General features: G+C 64.6%; 19 protein-coding genes, 1 tRNA gene and 1 riboswitch. Of the genes, 15 read left to right on the top strand and 5 right to left on the bottom strand.

What is annotated here, in order from left to right:
* Nucleotides 1–109: 109 nt before the first annotated feature.
* The 10 genes from V2I08_RS08160 (at nt 110) to gltB (ending at nt 12,780) form a co-directional block, all read left to right on the top strand.
* A complete protein-coding gene (locus tag V2I08_RS08160) occupies nt 110–1,462 on the top strand; it encodes a S41 family peptidase (protein WP_310226649.1) in 1,353 nt (450 codons plus the stop codon).
* 74 nt (nt 1,463–1,536) lie between these two features.
* Entirely contained in the window at nt 1,537–2,022 is a 486-nt protein-coding gene (locus tag V2I08_RS08155) for a disulfide bond formation protein B (protein WP_349634658.1), read from the top strand.
* On the top strand, nt 2,019–2,573 hold the full coding sequence (locus V2I08_RS08150) for a demethoxyubiquinone hydroxylase family protein (protein ID WP_349634657.1): 555 nt from the start codon (nt 2,019–2,021) through the stop codon (nt 2,571–2,573). Before V2I08_RS08155 ends, V2I08_RS08150 begins: the two co-directional genes overlap by 4 nt.
* A 13-nt stretch (nt 2,574–2,586) precedes the next feature.
* Nucleotides 2,587–3,126, top strand: a complete 540-nt coding sequence (locus V2I08_RS08145; protein WP_349634656.1) for a hypothetical protein — start codon at nt 2,587–2,589, stop codon at nt 3,124–3,126.
* A 91-nt stretch (nt 3,127–3,217) separates the two neighbouring features.
* Nucleotides 3,218–3,619 (top strand): hypothetical protein, encoded by a 402-nt coding sequence (locus V2I08_RS08140; RefSeq protein ID WP_349634655.1) that lies wholly within the window; start codon nt 3,218–3,220, stop codon nt 3,617–3,619.
* 34 nt (nt 3,620–3,653) lie between these two features.
* A riboswitch (yybP-ykoY riboswitch) is annotated at nt 3,654–3,841 on the top strand.
* Between the two features lie 17 nt (nt 3,842–3,858).
* A complete protein-coding gene (locus tag V2I08_RS08135; RefSeq protein ID WP_349634654.1) occupies nt 3,859–4,437 on the top strand; it encodes a TMEM165/GDT1 family protein in 579 nt (192 codons plus the stop codon).
* Nucleotides 4,438–4,640: 203 nt separating this feature from the next.
* Nucleotides 4,641–5,567: a complex I NDUFA9 subunit family protein gene (locus V2I08_RS08130; protein WP_349634653.1), complete on the top strand. Its 927-nt coding sequence runs from the start codon at nt 4,641–4,643 to the stop codon at nt 5,565–5,567.
* A 152-nt stretch (nt 5,568–5,719) separates the two neighbouring features.
* Nucleotides 5,720–6,529 (top strand): undecaprenyl-diphosphate phosphatase, encoded by an 810-nt coding sequence (locus V2I08_RS08125; RefSeq protein ID WP_349634652.1) that lies wholly within the window; start codon nt 5,720–5,722, stop codon nt 6,527–6,529.
* A gap of 165 nt (nt 6,530–6,694) precedes the next feature.
* The gene (locus tag V2I08_RS08120) at nt 6,695–8,140 is read left to right on the top strand and encodes an NAD(P)-dependent oxidoreductase (protein WP_349634651.1); all 1,446 of its coding nucleotides are present in this window, start codon (nt 6,695–6,697) and stop codon (nt 8,138–8,140) included.
* Nucleotides 8,141–8,241: 101 nt separating this feature from the next.
* Complete coding sequence (gene gltB / locus V2I08_RS08115; RefSeq protein ID WP_349634650.1) at nt 8,242–12,780, top strand: glutamate synthase large subunit; 4,539 nt, start codon at nt 8,242–8,244, stop codon at nt 12,778–12,780.
* A gap of 4 nt (nt 12,781–12,784) precedes the next feature.
* On the opposite strand, the gene V2I08_RS08110 is transcribed toward gltB, so the two are convergent.
* Nucleotides 12,785–13,303 carry a hypothetical protein gene (locus V2I08_RS08110; protein WP_349634649.1) on the bottom strand — a complete coding sequence of 173 codons (519 nt, stop codon included), beginning with the start codon at nt 13,301–13,303 and terminating at the stop codon, nt 12,785–12,787.
* A 135-nt stretch (nt 13,304–13,438) separates the two neighbouring features.
* Here V2I08_RS08110 and V2I08_RS08105 point away from each other — a divergent pair.
* From V2I08_RS08105 to V2I08_RS08090, 4 genes are all read left to right on the top strand, one after another.
* Nucleotides 13,439–13,525 (top strand) — tRNA-Leu (locus tag V2I08_RS08105).
* 172 nt (nt 13,526–13,697) lie between these two features.
* A complete protein-coding gene (locus V2I08_RS08100; protein WP_405053628.1) occupies nt 13,698–14,813 on the top strand; it encodes a Gfo/Idh/MocA family protein in 1,116 nt (371 codons plus the stop codon).
* A gap of 1,372 nt (nt 14,814–16,185) precedes the next feature.
* On the top strand, nt 16,186–17,283 hold the full coding sequence (hisC, locus tag V2I08_RS08095) for a histidinol-phosphate transaminase (protein WP_349634647.1): 1,098 nt from the start codon (nt 16,186–16,188) through the stop codon (nt 17,281–17,283).
* A 4-nt stretch (nt 17,284–17,287) separates the two neighbouring features.
* The gene (locus V2I08_RS08090; protein WP_349634646.1) at nt 17,288–18,193 is read left to right on the top strand and encodes a prephenate/arogenate dehydrogenase family protein; all 906 of its coding nucleotides are present in this window, start codon (nt 17,288–17,290) and stop codon (nt 18,191–18,193) included.
* Here V2I08_RS08090 and V2I08_RS08085 read toward each other — a convergent pair.
* Genes V2I08_RS08085 through ftsE form a run of 4 tightly spaced genes read right to left on the bottom strand, consistent with a single transcriptional unit; the run spans nt 18,187 to nt 21,055 of the window.
* The gene (locus V2I08_RS08085) at nt 18,187–18,894 is read right to left on the bottom strand and encodes a lysophospholipid acyltransferase family protein (protein ID WP_349634645.1); all 708 of its coding nucleotides are present in this window, start codon (nt 18,892–18,894) and stop codon (nt 18,187–18,189) included. The two genes, V2I08_RS08090 and V2I08_RS08085, sit on opposite strands and share 7 nt — an antisense overlap.
* Before the next feature lie 18 nt (nt 18,895–18,912).
* Nucleotides 18,913–19,443, bottom strand: coding sequence for a YdcF family protein (locus V2I08_RS08080; RefSeq protein WP_349634644.1), 531 nt, complete (start codon nt 19,441–19,443; stop codon nt 18,913–18,915).
* Nucleotides 19,440–20,348 carry an FtsX-like permease family protein gene (locus tag V2I08_RS08075; RefSeq protein ID WP_349634643.1) on the bottom strand — a complete coding sequence of 303 codons (909 nt, stop codon included), beginning with the start codon at nt 20,346–20,348 and terminating at the stop codon, nt 19,440–19,442. The genes V2I08_RS08080 and V2I08_RS08075 overlap by 4 nt, the downstream gene beginning before the upstream one ends.
* The gene (ftsE, locus tag V2I08_RS08070) at nt 20,345–21,055 is read right to left on the bottom strand and encodes a cell division ATP-binding protein FtsE (protein ID WP_037472794.1); all 711 of its coding nucleotides are present in this window, start codon (nt 21,053–21,055) and stop codon (nt 20,345–20,347) included. The genes V2I08_RS08075 and ftsE overlap by 4 nt, the downstream gene beginning before the upstream one ends.
* Nucleotides 21,056–21,237: 182 nt before the next feature.
* On the opposite strand from ftsE, the gene V2I08_RS08065 reads away from it, so the two are divergent.
* Entirely contained in the window at nt 21,238–22,023 is a 786-nt protein-coding gene (locus V2I08_RS08065) for an MJ0042-type zinc finger domain-containing protein (protein ID WP_349634642.1), read from the top strand.
* Nucleotides 22,024–22,131 lie beyond the last annotated feature (108 nt).

Genomic DNA, 22,131 nt, shown 5'->3' with positions numbered 1-22,131 from the left:
CATTAACCCGACGCTCATCGACACTGCGCGACATTGGTCGAAACGCGCTTTTGCGTCGCGACGCGAATCGGCTTATGGTGGGACGACGATGCCGGAACCAAGGATGCCCATGAAATCGACCTTCCTCCATGGCGCCCTTGCGCTTGGGGCGCTTGCGCTCATTCCCGCCGCCACCGCGACCTTCGCGGCGGGGGAGGCGTCGAGCTACAAGGCGCTCGATGAATTTATGGACGTGTTCCAGAAGGTCCGCAGCGACTATGTCGAGAAGGTCGACGATGAAAAGCTGATCAAGGGCGCGATCGACGGGATGCTGGCCAGCCTCGATCCGCACAGCAGCTTCCTGAACGCCCGCGATTTCCAGAATCTGCGCACCCAGACCGAGGGCAGCTATGGCGGCCTGGGCCTGTCGGTCACGCAGGAGGATGGCGCGGTCAAGGTCATCGCGCCGACGCAGGACACGCCCGCATGGCGCGCGGGCATCAAGTCGGGCGACTATATCACCCATATTGACGGGCAGCTCATCTATGGCGGCACACTGGACGAAGCGGTCGACAAGATGCGCGGCGCGCCGGGCACCGCGCTCAAGCTGACCATCGTGCGCGCTGGTCGCGACAAGCCGATCGACCTGACCCTGACGCGCGAGATCATTCAGTTGAAGCCCGTCAAATGGGAAGTGAAGAATAATATCGGCGTCATCAACATCGTCAGCTTCTCGGCCAATACCGGCGCTGACGTGCGCCAGGCGATCCGCAGCATCGACAAGAGCCTGGGCCACAAGCCCACCGGCTATGTGCTTGACCTGCGCTCCAATCCGGGCGGCTTGCTGGACGAGGCGGTGACCGTCAGCGACATCTTCCTGGAACGCGGCGAAATCGTGTCGCAGCGCGGCCGGGCCAAGGGCGATGTCGAACGCTATTATGCCAAGCCGGGTGACGATGCGAAGGGCTTGCCCGTGATCGTGCTTGTCGATGCAGGGTCCGCTTCCGCCTCGGAAATCGTGGCGGGTGCCTTGCAGGACCAGCGGCGCGGTCTGGTGATGGGGGAACGCAGCTTCGGCAAGGGCAGTGTGCAGACGATGCTGCCGCTCAGCAATACCAGCGCGCTCAAACTGACCACCGCGCGCTATTATACCCCGTCGGGCCGCAGCGTGCAGGAAGGCGGCATCCAGCCCGATATCCGCGTGCCGCAATTGTCGGACCCGGATTATAAGAACCGGCCCAAATATCGCGAAAGCGACCTGCGCCGTCACCTGATCAACGAGATCAAGGCGGACGACAAGGGGCTGGAAGAAGACGCCAAGGACGATCCGCGCTTTGCCCTGTCCGCCGAGGAACTGAAAAAGCAGGGCATCGAGGATTTCCAGCTCGACTATGCGCTCAAGACGATTGCGCGCCTTGCCAGCACGCCGGGGGCGACCATCGCCCAGGCGCAGGCGGCGGCGCGCAAGCCAGCCGGAAAATAGCCTATCCCGTCCGGCCGCCGCTTCGCCTGCAAGTTCAGCATGACGAAAGGTGCCGGTGTGTCTAAGCAGGGGGAATGAGCAGACTTCCCCTTGCCCGCGCCCTTGCGCTGCTGCTGCCCGTGGCGCTCCTTGGCGGTGCCTATGCCTCCCAATATATTGGCGGCTTGCACCCTTGCGAAATGTGCTGGTGGCAGCGTTATCCGCACATGGCCGCGATTCCGCTGGCCTTGCTGGCCTTCGCGACGAAAGCGACGCCCCGGACAAGCGCTGCCTTCACCGCACTCGCCGCCATGGCCATCGCGATCAGCGGCGGCATCGGCCTGTTCCATGCCGGGGTCGAATATGGCTGGTGGGAGGGGCTGACCGCTTGCTCCACCACGCCCACCGGCGGCAGCGCGTCGGACATATTGACGCAGATCATGGCGACGCCGATCACCCGCTGCGACGTTGCGCCCTGGAGCCTGCTGGGCATCTCGCTCGCGGGCTATAATGGCCTCTTGTCGGTCGGTGGCGCGGTCGCCATCTTGGCATTGTTGAGCAAGAAGGGACGTCACGCATGAGCGGATCGAACGACTTTCCCCGCCCCGGCCGACGCCTGACCGACAATGCGCGCGATTCCATGCTGCGCGTGGATCAGGGCGGCGAATATGGCGCGACCCGCATCTATGCGGGGCAATTGGCGGTGATGGGCGACCGCCACCCCTATGCCCGGATCATTGCAGGCATGGCGGCACAGGAAGAACGCCACCGCGCCGCGTTCGACGCCATGATCGCCCGGCGCGGCGTGCGCCCCACGGCGCTGTCTCCCATCTGGAATGTCGCTGGCTTCGCGCTGGGGGCCGTTACCGCCGCGATCGGCCCAAAGGCCGCCATGGCCTGCACCGCCGCCATCGAAACCGAAATCGACCGTCATTATGCCGAGCAACTGGAACAACTTGGCACCGATGACGCGGAACTCTCCGAGGCCATTGCGGATTTCCAGGCAGAGGAAGTCGAGCATCGTGACGCCGCACTGGCGCATGGGGCCGAACAGGCACCAGCCTATCCCTTGTTATTCGGCGCGATCCGTCTGGGATGCCGGGCCGCCATCGCGCTGTCGAAGCGCATCTGAAAAGGACGGACGAATGACCAAGACCCCGATGATCGCAGCTTTGGCGCTGCTGGCCGCCGCCGTCCCCGCCATGGCGCAACAGCCGACAGCGCCAACCGCCGTGACCGATCCGAACAATGAAAAGGTCAATATCGTCATCGTCTATGGCGAGGATGCCTGCCCGCCCAGCCAGGGCGACGAAATCGTCGTTTGCGCGCGCAAGGGCGAGGCGGAACGCTATCGCATCCCCGAACCGCTGCGCGGCGACCCCAATAAGCCGAGCAACCAGGCCTGGGGCGAACGGGTGCGCTCGATGGAATATGTCGGACGCTCCGGCACGGAAAGCTGCTCGCCATCGGGCGGCGGCGGGGCGACCGGATGTTTTGCCCAACTCGCCCGGCTCGCCAAGGCTGAGCGCCAGGCACTCGACAATGCCAGTTGGAAGGATCTGGTCGAGGCCGAGCGCGCCAAGCGCCTGTCCACGATTGATGCGGACAGCGAAGAGATCGAGGCACGGGTGAAGGCCGAAGAAAAGGCCGCGCAGCAACAGGGTGCCAGTCCGACGCAACCCTGACGGTTTTGCGCATCGGTCGGCGTCTCAAAACCGACCAGCCGGGGATTTGGGCACCCCCGGTTTTGACAGGGGTATGAAGGAATATGATCCCATGCGACATGCTGTCGTCCTACCCCTTGTCGGCCTGCTGCTGACCCCGCTGCTCTCCTCTCCCGCGCTTGCGCAGGCGGAACCCCCGCCGGAGCGTACCATCAACCTGCTCGTCTATGGCGATGATCCCTGCCCGCAGGGCGAAGGCGACGAAATCGTCGTCTGCGCGCGCAGGCCGGAGGCGGAGCGCTACCGAATCCCCAAGAAGCTGCGCGAAAAGCCTGCGGTATCGGGTGGCCCCGGCTGGGGCAGCCAGGTCGCCACGATGGAAGGCGTCCAGCGGCAGAATCTGCCCAATAGCTGTTCGGTCAACGGGGCCAATGGTGCCACCGGCTGTACCGCCAAGATGCTGGAACAATGGTTTGCCGAGCGGCGGATGCAGCAAAGCCGTGGCGAACCCTGAGCATCTTGCATCCATCGCCGCTTTAACCTAAGCACGACCCGTCATCTGGGGAGTAGCCAGCCGTCCCGCTTAGCGGAACGGGCCTTATGTCAACATATTTGGCCGAGAGGTCATGGCATGGGGGACGCGGACAGGACCGCGTAAGGCGAGACCAATGGCATCGACGTTCCATGCCCGGCCGGGCGGGGAGCGCCGGTGGCATTGCGTCATTCACCTCCGCCCGGCCCCGGATATGCCTGATGGAAGCGCTTCTTACCTCCTCCGCCCTCGTGGCCCTCGCCGAAATGGGCGATAAAACGCAATTGCTCGCCATGCTGCTGGCCACCCGTTTTCGCAAGCCGGTGCCGATCATCCTCGGCATCCTGTTCGCAACGCTGGCCAACCATTTCCTCGCCGCCCTGCTTGGCCATTCGATCGCTGGCATATTGACGCAGGGCTGGTTCCGCTATGCGGTGGCGATCAGCTTCATCGCCATGGCCGCCTGGACCTTGGTGCCAGACAAGATCGACGAAGATGCGCCGCTCAAGGCACCATCGGGCGCAGGCGTGTTCATGACCACGCTGGTCGCCTTCTTTTTGGTCGAGATGGGCGACAAGACGCAGGTAGCGACGATCGCGCTCGGCGCACGCTTCGACAATCTGCTCGCGGTAACGATGGGCACGACGCTGGGCATGATGGTCGCCAACGTCCCGGCCGTGCTGTTCGGTGAAGCGCTGGCGAAGAAAGTCCCGATGCGTGCGTTGCAAGTCGGCGCTGCGCTACTGTTCCTGATCCTTGGCCTGTGGATGATCGCCGATCTTCAGGGCTGGATCGGGTAAGGCGTTCGCACCGGCCCTCACCCCCACCCGGCCACCCAACGGCAGTATCATATGGGTGGCCGGGTGGGGGTGAGGGCCGGTGCGGACTTTGAAATGCGCCCTTTTGCGCATTTCCAAACATGCGCTAAGCGGTTGTCAGCGCCGCGCGGCTGGGGCAAGGGAAATGGCAGCATATTCCTTTTCGAACGGACATGGGACAGGTGATGAAAGACAGTCTGGTAACGGTGTTCGGCGGCGGCGGCTTTGTCGGTCGCCAGGTGGCACAGGCGCTGCTGGGGCGCGGCGCACGGGTGCGGATCGCGCAGCGCGATCCCTCGACGGCGCTCCGGGTCAAGCCATTGGGCGGCCTCGGCCAGGTCCAGTTCATCGCCGCCGACATCCGCAATCCCGCCAGCGTGGCGCGCGCCATCGCGGGTAGCGATGTCGTCATCAACCTGGTCGGCATATTGAAGGGCGACTTCGACGCCTTCCATCATCGCGGCGCGGCCAATGTCGCCAAGGCCGCAGCGGACGCTGGCGTCACCGCGCTCGTGCATATGTCGGCAATCGGCGCGGACCCGGAAAGTCCGTCCGCCTATGGCCGGTCCAAGGCGGCGGGCGAAGCGGCGGTCAAGGCCGCCTTCCCGACCGCCACCATCATCCGCCCCTCGATCATTTTCGGTCCGGAAGACCAGTTTCTCAACCGTTTTGCAGGCATCGTCGGCATGATGCCGGTCGTGCCGGTGATTGGCGCTGCAACGAAGTTCCAGCCGGTCTATGTCGCCGATGTGGCCCAGGCCATCGCCAATGCAGCCGAGCAGCCCGGCGTCCACGGTGGCGAAACCTATGAACTGGGCGGACCGCAGGTGCGGACCATGCGCGAGATCAACCAGTGGATCATCAAGGCGATCGGCCGGGACAAGTCGCTGGTCGAAGTGCCGCAGGGCGTCGCGAAGATGCTGGCCATGCTGCCCGGCGGACCGATCACCCGCGACCAACTGGCCATGCTCGGCCGGGACAATGTCGTGGCAGAGGGGGCGAAGGGCCTCGACGCTCTGGGCGTGGTCGCCACGCCGATGGACGGCATTGCGGACAAATGGATGGTCCGTTTCCGCCGTCATGGCCGCTTTACCGATCGCGCCAGCGCTTAAGATATAATCATCCTCCCCTGCAAGGGGAGGGGGACCGCCAGCTTGCTGGTGGTGGAGGGGTGTTACCCTATCGAGAGGGTGACACCCCTCCGTCAGGGCTTCGCCCTGCCACCTCCCCTGCCAGGGGAGGATGTAACAGGAGCCTGCTACCCATGGACCTGCATTATCTGACCGTCATCCTGCTCGGCATTGTCGAGGGGCTGACCGAGTTTCTGCCGGTGTCCTCCACCGGGCACCTCATCCTCGCCAGCGAATTACTTGGCTATGATTCCGCGACCTGGGCGATGTTCAACGTCGTGATCCAATTGGGCGCGATCCTGGCGGTGGTGGTGCTCTATTGGCGCACCTTCTGGGCCGTCGGCATGGGGCTGCTGCGGCGCGAGCCGGTGAGCTGGCGCTTCCTGCGCAATCTGCTGATCGCCTTCCTCCCCTCGGCCGTCATTGGCCTGGCGCTGCATGACTATATCGAGATATTGCTGGGCGCGCCGCAGGTCGTCGCCTGGGCCTTGATCGTCGGCGGCATCGCCATCCTGCTGATCGAACGCGCGGTCAAGGAACAGCGTTTTCACGGCATCGCCGACATCCCCATGGTCCGCGTGCTGGCGATCGGCTTCATCCAGTGCCTCGCCATGGTGCCCGGCGTCAGCCGGTCGGGCGCGACCATCATGGGCGCGCTGATGCTGGGCGTGGAACGGCGCACGGCGGCCGAGTTCAGCTTCTTCCTCGCCATCCCGACAATGCTGGGCGCGAGTGTCCTCGAACTGCTCAAGAAGGGCGACCGCATCACCAGCGCCGCCGTGGGATGGGACAGCATCGCGCTGGGCTTTGTCGTGTCGTTCATCGTCGCCCTGCTGGTCATTCGCTGGTTCGTCGGTCTGGTGTCGAAACATGGCTTCGCCCCTTTCGCCTGGTATCGAATCATCGCCGGGATCGCCGCGCTGATCTGGCTGGGGTGGCGATAGGTCCGAAACGGTCTTTTTATTACCCCAGTTTTTGCGATCATTTCGCAACTAGCCCTCATAACCGTTCTTTTATAGTAAGCATTGCTGTCCTAAGTGCCAGAATCCGCGTGACTCTGCGGGTTTTTATGCTATGCGCGCCTCTGACACTTAGATCAGGGGCGAGCGATGGCCGACAATCCGATGCTGAAATTCGTGGGCAAGGGACAAGCCTACCCGGAAAAGCGCGCAGCCGACGACCGCGCCGACGATTTTCTGGAAATCAGCCGCAGTTTCATACTGGACAAGGCGGAGGAGCAGGCGTCGCGCTGCTCGCAATGCGGCGTGCCTTATTGCTCGACCCATTGCCCGCTGCACAATCACATCCCCGACTGGCTGCGCCTGACCGCCGAAGGCCGCCTGCGCGAAGCCTATGAACTGTCGAATCTGACCAGCACCATGCCCGAAATCTGCGGCCGCATCTGCCCGCAGGACCGCTTGTGCGAGGGCAATTGCGTCATCGAATTTTCCGGCCATGGCGCCGTGACCATCGGCTCGGTCGAAAAATACATCACCGACACCGCCTGGAAGGAAGGCTGGGTCGAACCCTTAGTCGCGGGCAAGCCCACCGGCCAGTCGATCGGCGTGATCGGCGCGGGGCCTGCGGGCCTCACCACGGCGGAATATCTGCGCGCGGCGGGGCATGAGGTGCATGTCTATGACCGGCATGACCGCGCCGGTGGCCTGCTGACCTATGGCATCCCCGGCTTCAAGCTGGAAAAGGACATCGTCATGCGCCGCGTCCAGCGCCTCAAGGATGGCGGCATCGTCTTTCACGAGAATTTCGAGGTCGGCCGCGACGCGACGCTCGAAGCGCTGCGCGACAAGCATGACGCGATCCTGATCGCGACCGGCGTCTACAAGCCCCGCGACATCCGCGCGCCGGGCGTCGGCGCGCCGGGCGTGGTCAAGGCACTCGATTATCTCACCGCCTCCAACAAGGCCGGGTTCGGCGACTCCGTGCCCGAACATGAAGACGGCACGCTGCTGGCGACCGGCAAGAATGTCGTCGTCATCGGCGGCGGCGACACCGCGATGGACTGTGTCCGCACCGCGATCCGGCAGGGGGCCAAGTCGGTGAAGTGCCTTTACCGCCGCGACCGCGACAACATGCCAGGATCACAGCGCGAAGTCGCCAATGCCGAGGAAGAAGGCGTCGAGTTCGTCTGGCTAACCGCGCCAATCGCGTTCGAAGGCACCGACCATGTCACCGGCGTCAAGGTCACCAGGATGCGCCTGGGAGCCCCCGACGCCTCCGGCCGCCGCGCGCCGGAACCCGATCCGGGAAGCGAACATACGCTGGAGGCCGATCTGGTCATCAAAGCGCTGGGCTACGACCCCGAAGAACTGCCCAAATTGTTCGGCGCGGACGACCTGTCGGTCACCCGCTGGGGCACGCTGCGCGTCGATCACAAAACGATGATGACCAGCGTGGACGGCGTGTTCGCCGCCGGCGACATCGTGCGCGGCGCATCGCTGGTGGTGTGGGCGATCCGTGATGGGCGGGACGTGACGGAGCATATGCACAAATATCTCAAGGCAAAGGCCAAAACCCGCGAGAGCGTGGCAGCCTAAGCGCCCCAATCCACCCCACCCCGTTCGGTTCGAGCTTGTCGAGAACGAGGCGCAGGGGTTCTCGACAAGCTCGAACCGAACGGAAGAATAGGATGGCGATCATGACTGACACTCCCTTCATGGCAAGCCCCGAAGAACGCGCGCGGATCGCCGCCGAGGGCATGTATCATCCCGACCTGGAAGGCGACGCCTGTGGCGTTGGCCTGGTCGCCGCCACCGATGGCCGCCCCTCGCGCCGCGTGGTCGCCAGCGCGATCGATGCGCTCAAGGCCGTGTGGCATCGCGGCGCGGTCGATGCCGATGGCAAGACCGGCGATGGCGCGGGCATCCATGTCGACCTGCCGGTGCGCTTCTTTGATGACGCGATTGCGGACTCCGGCCACAAGCCTTTGCCCAACCGCCTTGCCGTCGGCATGATCTTCCTGCCGCGCACGGACCTATCCGCCCAGGAAACCTGCCGCACCATCGTCGAGAGCGAGATCATCGACGCGGGCTACACCATCTATGGCTGGCGTCAGGTGCCGGTGGATGTCTCCGTCATCGGCGAAAAGGCGCAGCGCACGCGCCCCGAAATCGAACAGATCATGATCGCCGGGCCGATGCCCGAAGAACGCGATCAGGCCGAGTTCGAAAAGGATCTCTACCTCATCCGCCGCCGGATCGAGAAGCAGGTCATCGCGGCGCAGATCAACGATTTCTACGTCTGTTCGCTGTCGTGCCGGTCGATCATCTACAAGGGGCTGTTCCTCGCGGAATCGCTGTCGGTCTTCTATCCCGATCTGCAGGATGAGCGGTTCGAAAGCCGCGTCGCCATCTTCCATCAGCGCTATTCGACCAACACCTTCCCCCAATGGTGGCTGGCCCAGCCGTTCCGCACGCTCGCCCATAATGGCGAGATCAACACGATCCGCGGCAACAAGAATTGGATGAAGAGCCACGAGATCAAGATGGCGAGCCTCGCCTTTGGCGAACAGTCGGAGGACATCAAGCCAGTGATCCCGGCGGGCGCGTCCGACACCGCTGCGCTCGACGCCGTGTTCGAGGCGATCTGCCGTTCCGGCCGCGACGCGCCGACCGCCAAGCTGATGCTGGTGCCCGAAGCCTGGCAGAGCGAAAGCGCCGAACTGCCAAAGCCCCATGCCGACATGTATGAATATCTCGCCTCCGTCATGGAGCCGTGGGACGGCCCCGCCGCGCTGGCGATGACCGACGGCCGCTGGGTCGTGGCAGGCGTCGATCGCAACGCGCTGCGCCCGCTGCGCTACACGCTGACCGGCGACAATCTGCTGATCGTCGGGTCCGAAACCGGCATGGTCGTGGTTCCCGAAACGACGATCGTGCGCAAGGGCCGCATGGGTCCGGGCCAGATGATCGCGATCGACTTGGCTGAAGGCGAACTCTATGACGACGCCGCGATCAAGGACCGGATCGCGGGCGAGCGCCCCTATGGCGAGCTGATCAAGGATTTCATGGCGATCGGCGACCTGACCGACGCGCCGACCGCCCTGCCCGCGTGGGACAAGGCGGAACTGACGCGGCGGCAGGTGGCGGCCAATCTGACGCTGGAGGATCTGGAACTGATCCTGGCCCCCATGGTGGAGGATGCCAAGGAAGCGATCGGGTCGATGGGCGACGATACGCCGCTGGCGGTCATTTCCGACAAGCCGCGCACGATCAGCCACTTCTTCCGCCAGAATTTCAGCCAGGTCACCAACCCGCCGATCGACCCGTTGCGCGAACGGCATGTGATGAGCCTGAAAACGCGCTTTTCCAACCTGCACAATATTTTGGAGCAGGATGCGCAGAACAGCCATGTGCTGGTGCTGGAATCGCCGGTGCTCACCAGCGCCGAATGGGCGCGGCTAAAGGCGCATTTCGGCCCGGCCGTGGCGCAGATCGACTGCACCTTCCCCGCCACGGGCGGGCAGGAACAATTGCGCGCGGCGATCGCCCGCATCCGTGAGGAAGCCGAGCAGGCGGTACGCGAAGGCCGCACCGAAATCTTCCTGACCGACGAGAGCGTCGATGCCGATCGCGCCGCGATAGCGGGCGTGCTGGCGGCGGCGGCGGTCCACACCCATCTGGTGCGCAAGGGGCTGCGCTCCTATGCGTCGATCAACGTGCGCTGCGCCGAAGCGGTCGACACCCATTATTTCGCGGTGCTGATCGGCGTCGGCGCGACCACGGTGAACGCCTATCTGGCCGAAGCCAGCATTGCCGATCGCCATGCGCGCGGCCTGTTCGGCGACCTCTCGCTCGACGCCTGTTTCGAACGCTATCGCACCGCCATCAACGAAGGCCTGCTCAAGATCATGTCCAAAATGGGCATCGCGGTCATCAGCAGCTATCGCGGCGGCTATAATTTCGAAGCGGTCGGCCTATCGCGGGCGCTGGTCAATGATCTCTTCCCCGGTATGCCGGCGAAGATTTCGGGCGAAGGCTATGCCTCGCTCCATTACAGCGCGATGCTGCGGCACGAAAAGGCCTTCGACAGCGCGGTCGTTCGTCTGCCGATCGGCGGCTTCTACCGCCAACGCGACGGCGGCGAGGCGCATGCTTATTCGGCGCAGTTGATGCACCTGCTGCAAACCGCTGTCGGCACCGACAGCTATTCGACCTATCTCCAGTTTTCGCGCGGCGTGCGCGACCTGCCGCCCGTTTATCTGCGCGACCTGATGGAGTTCAACTTCGCCCGCGAAGCCGTGCCGATCGACGAGGTGGAAGCCACCACTGAAATTCGCAAGCGCTTCGTGACGCCCGGCATGTCGCTGGGCGCATTGTCGCCCGAAGCGCATGAAACGCTGGCGATCGCCATGAACCGGATCGGGGCCAAGGCCGTGTCCGGCGAAGGCGGCGAGGATGCCAACCGCTTCAAGCCCTATGACAATGGCGACAACGCCAATTCGGTCATCAAGCAGATCGCCAGCGGCCGCTTTGGCGTCCATGCCGAATATCTGGCATCGGCCGAGGAAATCGAGATCAAGGTCGCCCAGGGGGCCAAGCCCGGCGAAGGGGGCCAGCTCCCCGGCTTCAAGGTGACCGAGTTTATCGCCAAGCTGCGTCACTCGACGCCCGGCGTAACGCTCATCTCGCCGCCGCCGCATCACGACATCTATTCGATCGAGGATCTCGCCCAGCTCATCTATGACTGCAAGCAGATCAACCCGCGCGCGCGCGTCTGCGTCAAGCTGGTGAGCCAGGCGGGCATCGGCACGGTCGCGGCTGGCGTGGCCAAGGCGCATGCCGACGTCATCCTGATCGCGGGCCATGTCGGCGGCACCGGCGCCAGCCCCCAGACCTCGATTAAATATGCCGGGACGCCATGGGAAATGGGCCTGTCGGAAGCCAATCAGGTGCTGACCCTCAACGGGTTGCGCCACCGGGTGAAGCTGCGCACCGATGGCGGGCTGAAAACCGGGCGCGACATCGTCATCGCCGCGATCCTGGGCGCGGAGGAGTTCGGCATCGGCACGCTCAGCCTCGTCGCCATGGGCTGCATCATGGTGCGTCAGTGCCACAGCAACACCTGCCCCGTGGGCGTGTGCGTGCAGGATGAGAAACTGCGGCAGAAATTCACTGGCACACCGGAGAAGGTCATCAACCTGATGACCTTCATCGCCGAAGAAGTGCGCGAAGTGCTGGCGCGGCTGGGCTATCGCAGCCTGGACGAAGTGATCGGGCGGACCGAATTGCTCAAGCAGGTCAATCGCGGGGCCGAGCATCTCGATGACCTGGATCTCAACCCGCTCCTGGCCAAGGTGGATGCCCCCGACGACCAGCGCCGCTTTTCGCTGACCCAATGGCGCAACGACGTGCCCGACAGCCTGGACGCGCAGATGATGCGCGATGCCAAGGCGGTGTTCGAGCGTGGCGAGAAGATGCAGTTGACCTATACGGTGCGCAACACGCACCGCGCGGTCGGCACCCGCCTCTCCTCGGCCGTCACCGACAAGTTCGGCATGTCGACGCTGGCCGACGGGCATCTGACCGTCCGTCTGCGCGGGTCTGCGGGCCAGTCACTCGGCGCATTCCTGTGCAAGGGCATCACGCTCGAAGTGTTTGGCGACGCCAATGACTATGTCGGCAAGGGGCTGTCGGGCGGTATCATCGTCGTGCGCACGACCGTCTCCAGCCCGCTCGCGAGCAAGGACAACACCATATTGGGCAATACCGTCCTCTATGGCGCGACCAGCGGCAAGCTGTTCGCGGCAGGGCAAGCCGGTGAACGCTTCGCTGTCCGCAATTCGGGCGCGCAGGTCGTGGTCGAAGGCTGCGGCGCCAATGGCTGCGAATATATGACCGGCGGCACGGCGGTCATCCTGGGCAAGACCGGGGCCAATTTCGGCGCAGGCATGACCGGCGGCATGGCCTTCATCCTCGACGAAGATGGCAGCTTCCCGTCGCGCGCCAACCCCGAAGGCATCGTCTGGCAGCGGCTGGAAAGCGCCCATTGGGAAGCGGAGCTGAAAGCGCTGATCGCCCAACATGCGGTGGCGACCGACAGCAAATGGTCAAACACCATATTGGATGATTGGGATCGCTGGCGGCGTTATTTCTGGCAGGTGTGCCCCAAGGAAATGATCACCCGCCTCGCGCATCCGCTCAGCGACGCCCCGGCGGAAGTCGTCGCGGCCGAATAAAGCCTCAGGGGTGGTCGTGGCCGATCGTCGGCAGGACGATCGGCGGCACCACCCCTTGCGAAGCCCGGATAGGCTTTGGCAGCGCGTCGCCCGCCGCCAGCTTCGGGCGTTCCGGTCGCGGCTCTGCGGCTGGCCGCACCGGCGCGGGGTCGATCACCAGCGTCTCGTCGGTCGGCACCTGATCCTGCGCCATATAGTCCTGCACCACCGGATCGCTGCTGCCGCTGATCATGCCATCAGCGTCCATCCCGGCCATGTCGGCGGCAAAGCGCCGTTCCGTCAAGGTCGGGCCACATCCGGTGCAGCGAATCACCGCCGGTCCCCGATCGTCATCGCTGGTCAGGCTCGCGCTTCCCGCATCGGCATAGGATGGGCTGTCCTCTGGCGTCCACATTTCCTCGGCGGCCGCCGACGATGTCTGCGGGCTGGTGACATAGCTTCCCAGCGCCAGCCCCATCGCAACCGATGCCGCCAGCGTCATGCCCGACATCATCCACCATTGCCCCGGCATCCCGCGCCTCACCTTCCCACGATCCTTATATCGACCCAAATTCATCAATCATAACGCAGATGCAGATAGGTTGTTGCATGGCGCAAAAGCCTTTGCTAATGGCCACCGCCTACCAGATGCCGGCCCTGCCGGTTTCCCTTTGAGTGTGCGGTCGTGGCGGAACTGGTAGACGCGCAACGTTGAGGTCGTTGTGGCCGAAAGGCCGTGGAAGTTCGAGTCTTCTCGACCGCACCACCCCCCTTGTGAATGGAAAGCCTGCGGGCATCGCCCGGCCTGAACGCTGTTCAGGCGCATCGCGGCATGGCATGCGCAAGCCCCGCCCCTGCACCGCGCACAGCAAAAGGGTGGGCATTGTCATTTGTATGGGTTATTCTCTCTCCAGAGCGGCAGACCGACCCTTTAGGAGATGAGCATGACCGACGAGAGCATCGTAACGCGGCGGACCCTGATGACCGGAGTCGGCCTTGGCCTTGCCGCAGCGGGCATGCCCGCGCTGGCGGCCAGGCCCGGTCGCAAGTTCGGCTATGCGATCGTCGGCCTGGGATCTTATGCGACGAAACAGATCATGCCCGCCTTTGCCGGGTGCGATCATGCGAAGATCAGCGCCCTCGTCAGCGGCACCCCCGCCAAGCTGGAACAATTCGGCACCGAATATGGCGTGCCCAAGACGCATCGTTACAGCTATGAGACGTTCGACCGCATCGCCGACAATCCCGATATCGACGCGGTCTACATCATCCTGCCCAACAGTATGCACGCCGAATATTCGATCCGCGCCGCACGGGCGGGCAAGCATGTCATGTGCGAAAAGCCGATGGCGATATCCGTCGCCGAATGCGAAGCGATGATCGCGGCCAGCCGCACGGCGGGCAAAAAACTGATGATCGGCTATCGATCACGCTTCGAACCGCATAACCAACTGGCGATCGAACTGGCGCGTGGCGGCCATGTCGGACCAACGCGGATCATCACCGCTGAACATGGCTTCCCCATCCAGCCGGGCCAATGGCGGCTGGACAAGCCTCTGTCGGGCGGCGGATCGCTGATGGATATCGGCATCTACAGCCTCAATGCCGTGCGTTACCTGACCGGCGAAGAGCCGGTGGACGTGATGGCGATCGAATCCACCGACCGCGCCGACCCACGCTTTCGCACTGTGGAGGACCGCATCACCTTCCTGCTGCGCTTCCCGTCGGGGATCGAGGCGACCTGCGTGTCCAGCTATAGCTCGGCCCACAACAGCTATCGCGTGATCGGCACGCAAGGGTGGATAGATATGGAACCCGCCACCCCCTATAGCGGCCATGCGATGCGCATACGCAAAGACGGAAAAGTCACCGACCGCACCCTGCCGCCATCGCCCAAAACGCAATTTGCCGGCCAGCTCGACCATCTGGCGCAAGCGGTGCTGAACGGCACGCCCGTCATCGTACCCGGCGAAGAAGGCCTCGCTGACCTCCGCGTCATCGAAGCCATCTACCGCTCCGCCCGCGAGGGCCGCCGGGTGCGTTTACAAGCATGAGGGGAAGGGGTGGGTTGGCGACATTTGTTTGGTATAGCACTGCGCGATGACGCGCACCTTCATTCTGCTATCTTTCGTTTCGGCTGTTGGGTCGGGATGCACCCATTCGCCAAACCCAGATATTCAGATGGCTCATCCTGAAGAAGCACTTGCGGGGGAACTTCGCGCAGAAATCTGGAGTGACCTTCAGTCGAATGCCCTAATCGGAAACGGCAACGAACTCGCTGCTCGCTGGGCAAATGCTGGAAGCGACGCCGCCGTCGCACCTCAACTGCACATTCAGAATCTGCTTTGCAGCGGTGGCCAAACGTTGCTTCGCTGCGAGTTTTCACTTCTTCGAGACGGTGGTGTTACAGTATATCTTGGCGAACCCACCCCCGATAGACTGACATGCGGTGCGCTCTTTCGTCGCTTGGGAACTGGTGACCGCTGGTCCATCCCTCGCTTGCCGCCAGGGCCAAGAGGCGGCCACAGCCGCATCACCATCAAGTGCCAGCCTGTCACCTGAAGGTCCGCAAAATGACCGTTCATTCCCATTCCTCCTTCGTCATGCCGGGCTTGACCCGGCATCCCGCTTTTATCCGCACAAATAGCGGGACCCCGGATCAAGTCCGGGGTGACGTCCCATTGTGGTCGAGATTGTGTAAACACGACAATGAAATGCTCTTCCGCATAACTTTGGTTTACACGATACTGACGCAGGATAATTTCTATACGCGATGGGGATCACACTAATTCTAAAATTGTTCATTTCGTTAGTAGCCACACGTTTTTATACAGCTTCGGTCGTTTTCGGTCATCCTCCCCTGGCAGGGCAGGGGAGGTGGCTGGCGTAGCCAGACGGAGGGGTGTCGCCCTCTCAATAGGGTTCCGCCCCTCCGCCCTCACTTGGGGATGGAACGGAGCATTTCAGTACAAAAACCCACCCCGCTACCGATCGGCCAGTCTTGCTCCCCCTCCCGCAGGCGGGAGGGGGTTGGGGGGTGGGCCAGCGCCACGGTCGAAAAAGGCCGACTGCCCGCCTCGACACCACCACCCCAAGACCAGTCGTCCGTCCCCAACCAACCCCCTTCCAATGTAGGATTTTCTCTGGTCTATCCTTAGCGATGCGCCAGTCCTCCGCCCGTTCCACGCCACCCTCCACCGCCCCCCGCCCCCGTCGCGTTGGTGGCGCATGCATGGCGCGTCGCTGTCGCGTCCGTGTCGCGTCGCCGGGACGTTGCCATGGCTTTCCCGGTACAATTCGGGCCAATTCGCCCCAAAAATCGACCCTGCAACGGTGTGTATTTCCCCCTGTGACCCTGAACAGCCCAAAATCCCCGCTCGGTCTGCCGCTTTGCCTTTGGCGCGGAAGCCGCTAAAGCGCGATGCCATGACACAACCCGCTCCCAAAGACTGGATAATGGGCATTTCGCCCTACATCCCCGGCAAATCCGCCGCCGACGATGGCCGCCCGCTGATCAAGCTGTCGGCCAATGAAAATCCGCTGGGCACTGGCGCGGCCGCGCGCGCCGCGCTGGTCGCGGCCACCGCCGATCTCGCCAGCTATCCCGACCCCGCCGCGACCCGGTTGCGCGAGGCGATCGGTGCGGTGCATGGGCTGGACCCGGCGCAGATCATCTATGGCACGGGCTCCGACGAGCTGCTGCACATCGCCGCCTCCGCCTATGCCGGTCCGGGCGATGAAATCCTCTATGTGCGCTATGGCTTTGCGGTCTACGACATTGCGGCCCGTCGGGTCGGCGCGACGCCGGTGATCGCGCCCGACAAGGACTATGCGACCGACGTGGACGCGCTGCTGGCTGCGGTGACCGACAAGACCAAGGTCGTGTTCCTCGCCAACCCCAATAACCCCACCGGCACGATGACCGGCCGCGACGAAATTGCCCGGCTGCATGCGGGCCTGCGCCCCGACATATTGTTGGTGCTGGACCAGGCCTATGCCGAATATCTCGACGCGGGCGAGGATGATGGCGGGCTGGACCTCGCGAAGAGTGCCACCAACATATTGGTCACGCGCACCTTCTCGAAAATCTATGGCCTCGCCGCCGAGCGTATCGGCTGGGGCTATGCCTGCCCGGCGATCATCGAAATTCTCCACCGCATCCGCGCGCCGTTCAACGTGACGACCGCAGGACAGGCCGCCGCCATCGCCGCGATCAACGACAGCGCCTGGGTCGAATCGAGCCGGACGCATAATGCGCGCTGGCGCGAATGGCTGGCGGGCGAAGTCGGTGCCCTGTCCAACCACGGCCTGCGCGTGGTGCCAAGCAAGACCAATTTCCTGCTGATCCTGTTCGACGGCACATTGACCGCCGAAGCCGCGATGAAGGGTCTGTGGGACGAAGGCTATGCCACCCGCTGGCTGCCCGGCCAGGGGCTGCCCAACGGGCTGCGCATCACCATCGGCACCAAGGCGCAGACCCGCGCCGTCGCCGCCAAGCTGCGCGCCATGGCGGAAGCGGCCTGACGCGATGCTGCCTTTCGCTCGCGTCACCATCATCGGCCTGGGGCTGATCGGCTCCTCGCTCGCCCGCGCGATCCGGGCGAACATGCCCACCGTGCGCGTGACCGGGCATGACGCCGACCCGCAGGTGCGCGGCACCGCGCGTCGGATCGACCTGTGCGACGATGTCACCGATACGGCGGGGGCGTCGGTGACCGACGCCGATCTGGTGATCTTGTGCGTGCCCGTCCGCGCGATGGGCGTGGCCGCCGCCGAGATTGCCGATGATCTGCCCGCCGACGCGATCGTCAGCGATGTGGGATCGTGCAAGGCCGATGTGCTGGCGCAACTAAGCGCCGCGCTGCCGGGGCGAACAATCATCCCGGCGCATCCCGTCGCGGGGACCGAAAATAGCGGGCCGGAAGCGGGCTTTGCGACTTTGTTCAAGGGTCGCTGGTGCATCGTCACGCCCCCCGCCGATGCCGATCCGGCCGCGGTCGAGCGGGTCGCCGAACTGTGGCGGCGGGTCGGGGCGGATGTGGAGATGATGGACCCGGCGCATCATGACCTGGTGCTGGCGGTAACCAGCCATTTGCCGCACCTTATCGCCTACACCATCGTCGGCACGGCCAGCGACCTCGAAAATGTCACCCAGTCCGAAGTGATCAAATATTCGGCTGGCGGCTTTCGCGACTTCACCCGGATCGCGGCGTCCGACCCGACCATGTGGCGCGACGTGTTCCTGGCGAACAAGGATGCGGTGCTGGAAATGCTGCAGCGTTTTTCGGAGGATCTATCCGCGTTGCAGCGGGCGATCCGCTGGAATGACGGCGACGCGCTGTTCAACCTGTTCACCCACACCCGCGACATTCGCCGCTCGATCATCGAACAGGGACAGGATGACGCCAAGCCGGATTTCGGCCGCTCTCACTGAAGCAGGGCGGATGGCGGGTTCAGCGCGTTGATCGCGGCATGGACACGGGCTTCGGCCTCGCGCCGATCAAGGCCGGTCGGGACGATCTCCCCCACCTTATAGGTGATGGTGCCCGACCGTTTGAGGAATTTGCCGCGCGGCGACACCCGACCGCTGTCGATCGCAATTGGCACGACGGGCAGGCCGAGCAGGACATAGAGGCCCGCAAAACCGGCCTTGAGCGGTGGCGCTTCGCCATGGGGGACGCGGGTGCCTTCAGGGAAAACGCACACCGCCCGCCCCTGCGCATTGGCGTCACGCGCGGCGGCGCGCAGCACCCGCATGGCGCTCGCCCCGCCGCTGCGCTCGATGGGAATGAGGCCATAGCGCTGGGCGACGCGGCCCCACAGCGGAATGTCGAGCAATTCCCGCTTGGCGACGACGGCGGGACGGTCGAACAGGCAGAGCATGTCGATCGTCTCGAACATCGATTCATGCTTGATGATGTAAAGATAGGAACCCAGCGGCAGGTCGCCGACGACCTGCACCTTCTGCCCCAGCAACCAGCGCGCGCACAGGCGATGGAAGCGGCTCCAACCCGTACCGATCCGATGCACCGCGCTTGTGCTGAACGAGCCCACCAGCATCGCAGCAAGTACGAAGAACAGGCTGCCGGGATAGAAGATCAGCGTGAAGACGAGCGAACGGATCGCGGTAAGCATGAGCAGATAGCGCCTTTGTCAGATACCAAGCAGTGCGGCCCCGCGCCGCAGCAGATATTTATTATATTCGCGCACCAATATCGTCAGGCTGGGGCGGCTGGGCACCGCATCATAAACAATCGCCACCTGCGCCGGCAAAGCCTGCCGCAACTCCAGCGCGGCGCGGCGCATATGCCAGTCGGTGGTGATCAAGCGCACGGTCTTGTAATCGCGGCGCTCCAGCCAGCGGGCGGTCTCGATCGCGTTGGACCGTGTGTCGATCGCTTCGCGGCCCAGCGTGATGCAGCAGGCGAACAGCGCTTCGGGCGTATCATATTCGGCGGCCAGTTCGCCCGGACGCACGGAGCGGTCGACCCCGGAGATCAGCATGCGCTTGGCGGTCTTGGCCTCCAGCAGAGCGATCCCCCGGTCGATCCGCCCGGCCCCGCCGGTCAGCACGACGATGGCGTCGGTGGGGCGGCTGTCGAGCGGTTGGGGCAGCAGGACCGCGAACCAGATGAAGCCCAGCATCCACCCCAGCAGGCTGACGGCGAACAGGCGGACGATCACAGCGCGCGGCCCAGCGCGCGCAGCACGGTCCAGCGGGCGGTGAGGACAGCGAGCAGGACGCCCGCCACCGGCAGCAGCGCGAGCAGCGCCCAGCCGGTCCCGTCCAGCGCCACCGCGCCCAGCAGATCGGAGCCGGTCGCATCGAGACGCAGGCCGATGACGAGCAGGGTGGCTACCGCAAAGGCAAAGCCCAGCACGCCGCCCAGCAGCGCGTCGAGGCCGATGCGCCATTGGAACAGCCGGGCAATCTGCACATCGGTCGATCCCATCAGGTGCAGCACGTCGATCGTGCCGCGATGGCTGTCATGCGCGGCGCGCGCCGCCAGCACGACCACTGCCCCGGTCGCGACCGTCATCAGCACGACGACACCGACCGCCAGCCAGCCGAGCGCCGTCAGCAATCCGGCAAGCGGCAGGAGGAACGCGGCATGGGGTTCGATCCGCAGGCTGGGCGACAGCGTGCCGAGCAGGCGGCGCAACCGATCGACTTTTGCCTGCGCCACGCCTGGGGTGAGCGTCACATCGATCAGCGCGGGCACCGGCAGGTCGGCGCTGGCGGCATCTTCGCCCAGCCAGGGGCGCAACTGGTCGGCGAGCGCGGCGGGATCGACCGGGGTTGCGGCGCGCACTTCGCTCGCCTGGCGCAGCGCCTGGAGCGTGCGGGCGGCGAGTTGGTCGCGCACGGCGGCATCGGCCTCCACCACCTGCACGCTGGCGCGTCCGGCAAGGTCAGCGCTCATCGCCTGGACAGCGGCGCCCAGCGCCAGCCCGGCGGCGGCGGACAGGACGGTCAGGAACATCATGATGGCGATGATCCAGGGCATGGGGCCAGCGAGGCGTCCACCCGGCAGCAGGCGATGGCGCGCGGCGGCGGACGCGCGGCGGCTGGCGCGCGAACTGCTCATTCGGCCTGCCGGGACCGGGCCGGATAGCGTAGCGATCCGGTGGGATCAGCGAGCCGCCCCTTGTCCAGCCGCATCATCTGCGCGCCGGTGACCTGGCTCATCAGCGGCAGATCGTGGGTCGCGACGACGATGGTGGTGCCCAGGCGATTGAGCGCTTCGAACAGGGTCAGCAGCCGCCGGGCCATGTCGGCATCGACGTTGCCGGTCGGTTCGTCGGCGACCAGGATTTCGGGACGGCCGATCACGGCGCGGGCGATGGCGACCCGCTGTTGTTCCCCGCCCGACAAAGTGGCGGGCCGCGCCTGGCCGCGATCGCCGAGGCCAACCCAGCTCAACATTTCAGCGACGGGCGCGTCGATCTCCTTCTCCTCCATCCCCGCCACGCGGAGCGGGAGGGCGATATTGTCATAGGCCGAGAGATGCGGGACGAGGCGGAAATCCTGAAACACCACGCCGATGCGACGGCGGAAGCCGGGCAGGCGGGTGCGCGGCAGGGTGACGACATCCTCGCCGAACAAGCGGATGACGCCGCGGCTGGGCCGCTGGGCGAGATAGAGGAGTTTGAGCAGCGACGTCTTGCCCGCACCCGATGCGCCGGTCAGGAAATAGAATCCGCCAGCCGCCAGCGAAAAGCTGACGTCCGACAGGGTTTCACTGTCCAGACCATAGCGCAGGCCGACATTTTCGAACTGGACGATGGCCGTCATGTCAGATTGATGGCGCGTCATGCGCTCCCTGCTTCCCCGGAAGCCCCGCCATGGCACAGCGGGCAGGTCGCCGTAAAGCCCGCGCCGGGAAAAGGGGCGAGTCGCGAGACTGAATGACAGTGGCGTGACGTGCCCGATGCTTGCCGCTTGCGCGCGAGTCCCTGCCATGCCTATGAAGCGTCATGATCCTGCTATGTCCCCATTGCGCGACACGCTATGTCGTGCCGGACAGCGCCGTCGGCCCCAATGGCCGCCAGGTGCGATGTGCCGCCTGCAAGCATAGCTGGTTCCAGGAGCCTGCCATCCTGCCCGGACGGGCGGACGAGCCAGCGGAAGCCGCGCCGCCGCCGGTGGCAGTGCCGCCATCGCCGGAACCAGCGCCCGTTGCCCCACCGGTCGAGACGGTTCCTGAAACGCAGGCCGCCGAGCCGGTTGCGCCAGAGCCTTCGACGCCAGCGAATAATCGTTTCGACGACATTTATGCCGGTGCGCCCGTCAGCCGGGTGGAGGAAAGCGAACCAGCGCCTGCCCTGCCGGTCAAGCGCCGCCGCAATGTCCTGAAATTATGGACCTATGCCGCCGTCGCCTTTGCCCTGATCGTGGCAGCGGCGGGCGGCGCGCTTTATTATTTCGGGCCGCCGGGATGGGCGGTCAGCATGGGACTGGTCGCCGAAGAGGGCGATCCCGATCTGCTCTTCTACCTCTCCAAGCCTGCCGAGCGGCGCAAGCTGCCGACGGGCGAGGAATATTTCGCCTTTGGTGCGCGTATCGTGAACAGCGGGACGCAGGCGCTGCCGGTGCCGCCGGTGCTGGTGCAATTGCGCGACCAGCAGAACCGGCTGGTGTTCAGCTGGACCACCAAGGCCGACAAGGCCCGGTTGAAGCCCGGCGAAGAGGCGTCGATCAACGAGAGCCGGATCGACATTCCCAAAAATGCCGAGAATTTGTCGCTGACCTTCGTGCAGTAAGGTGAGACTTCGCGGGGATGACGAGGCTTTCAAAGCCGGATGACTCGAAGTCGAATCGTCATTGCGAGCGCAGCGAAGCAATCCACCGGCACCACAATGGATTGCTTC

Source organism: Sphingobium sp. MK2, from assembly GCF_040170545.1.
In the GTDB taxonomy this organism is placed as follows: Bacteria; Pseudomonadota; Alphaproteobacteria; order Sphingomonadales; family Sphingomonadaceae; genus Sphingobium.
This window is presented reverse-complemented; position numbering and strand designations above follow the sequence as displayed.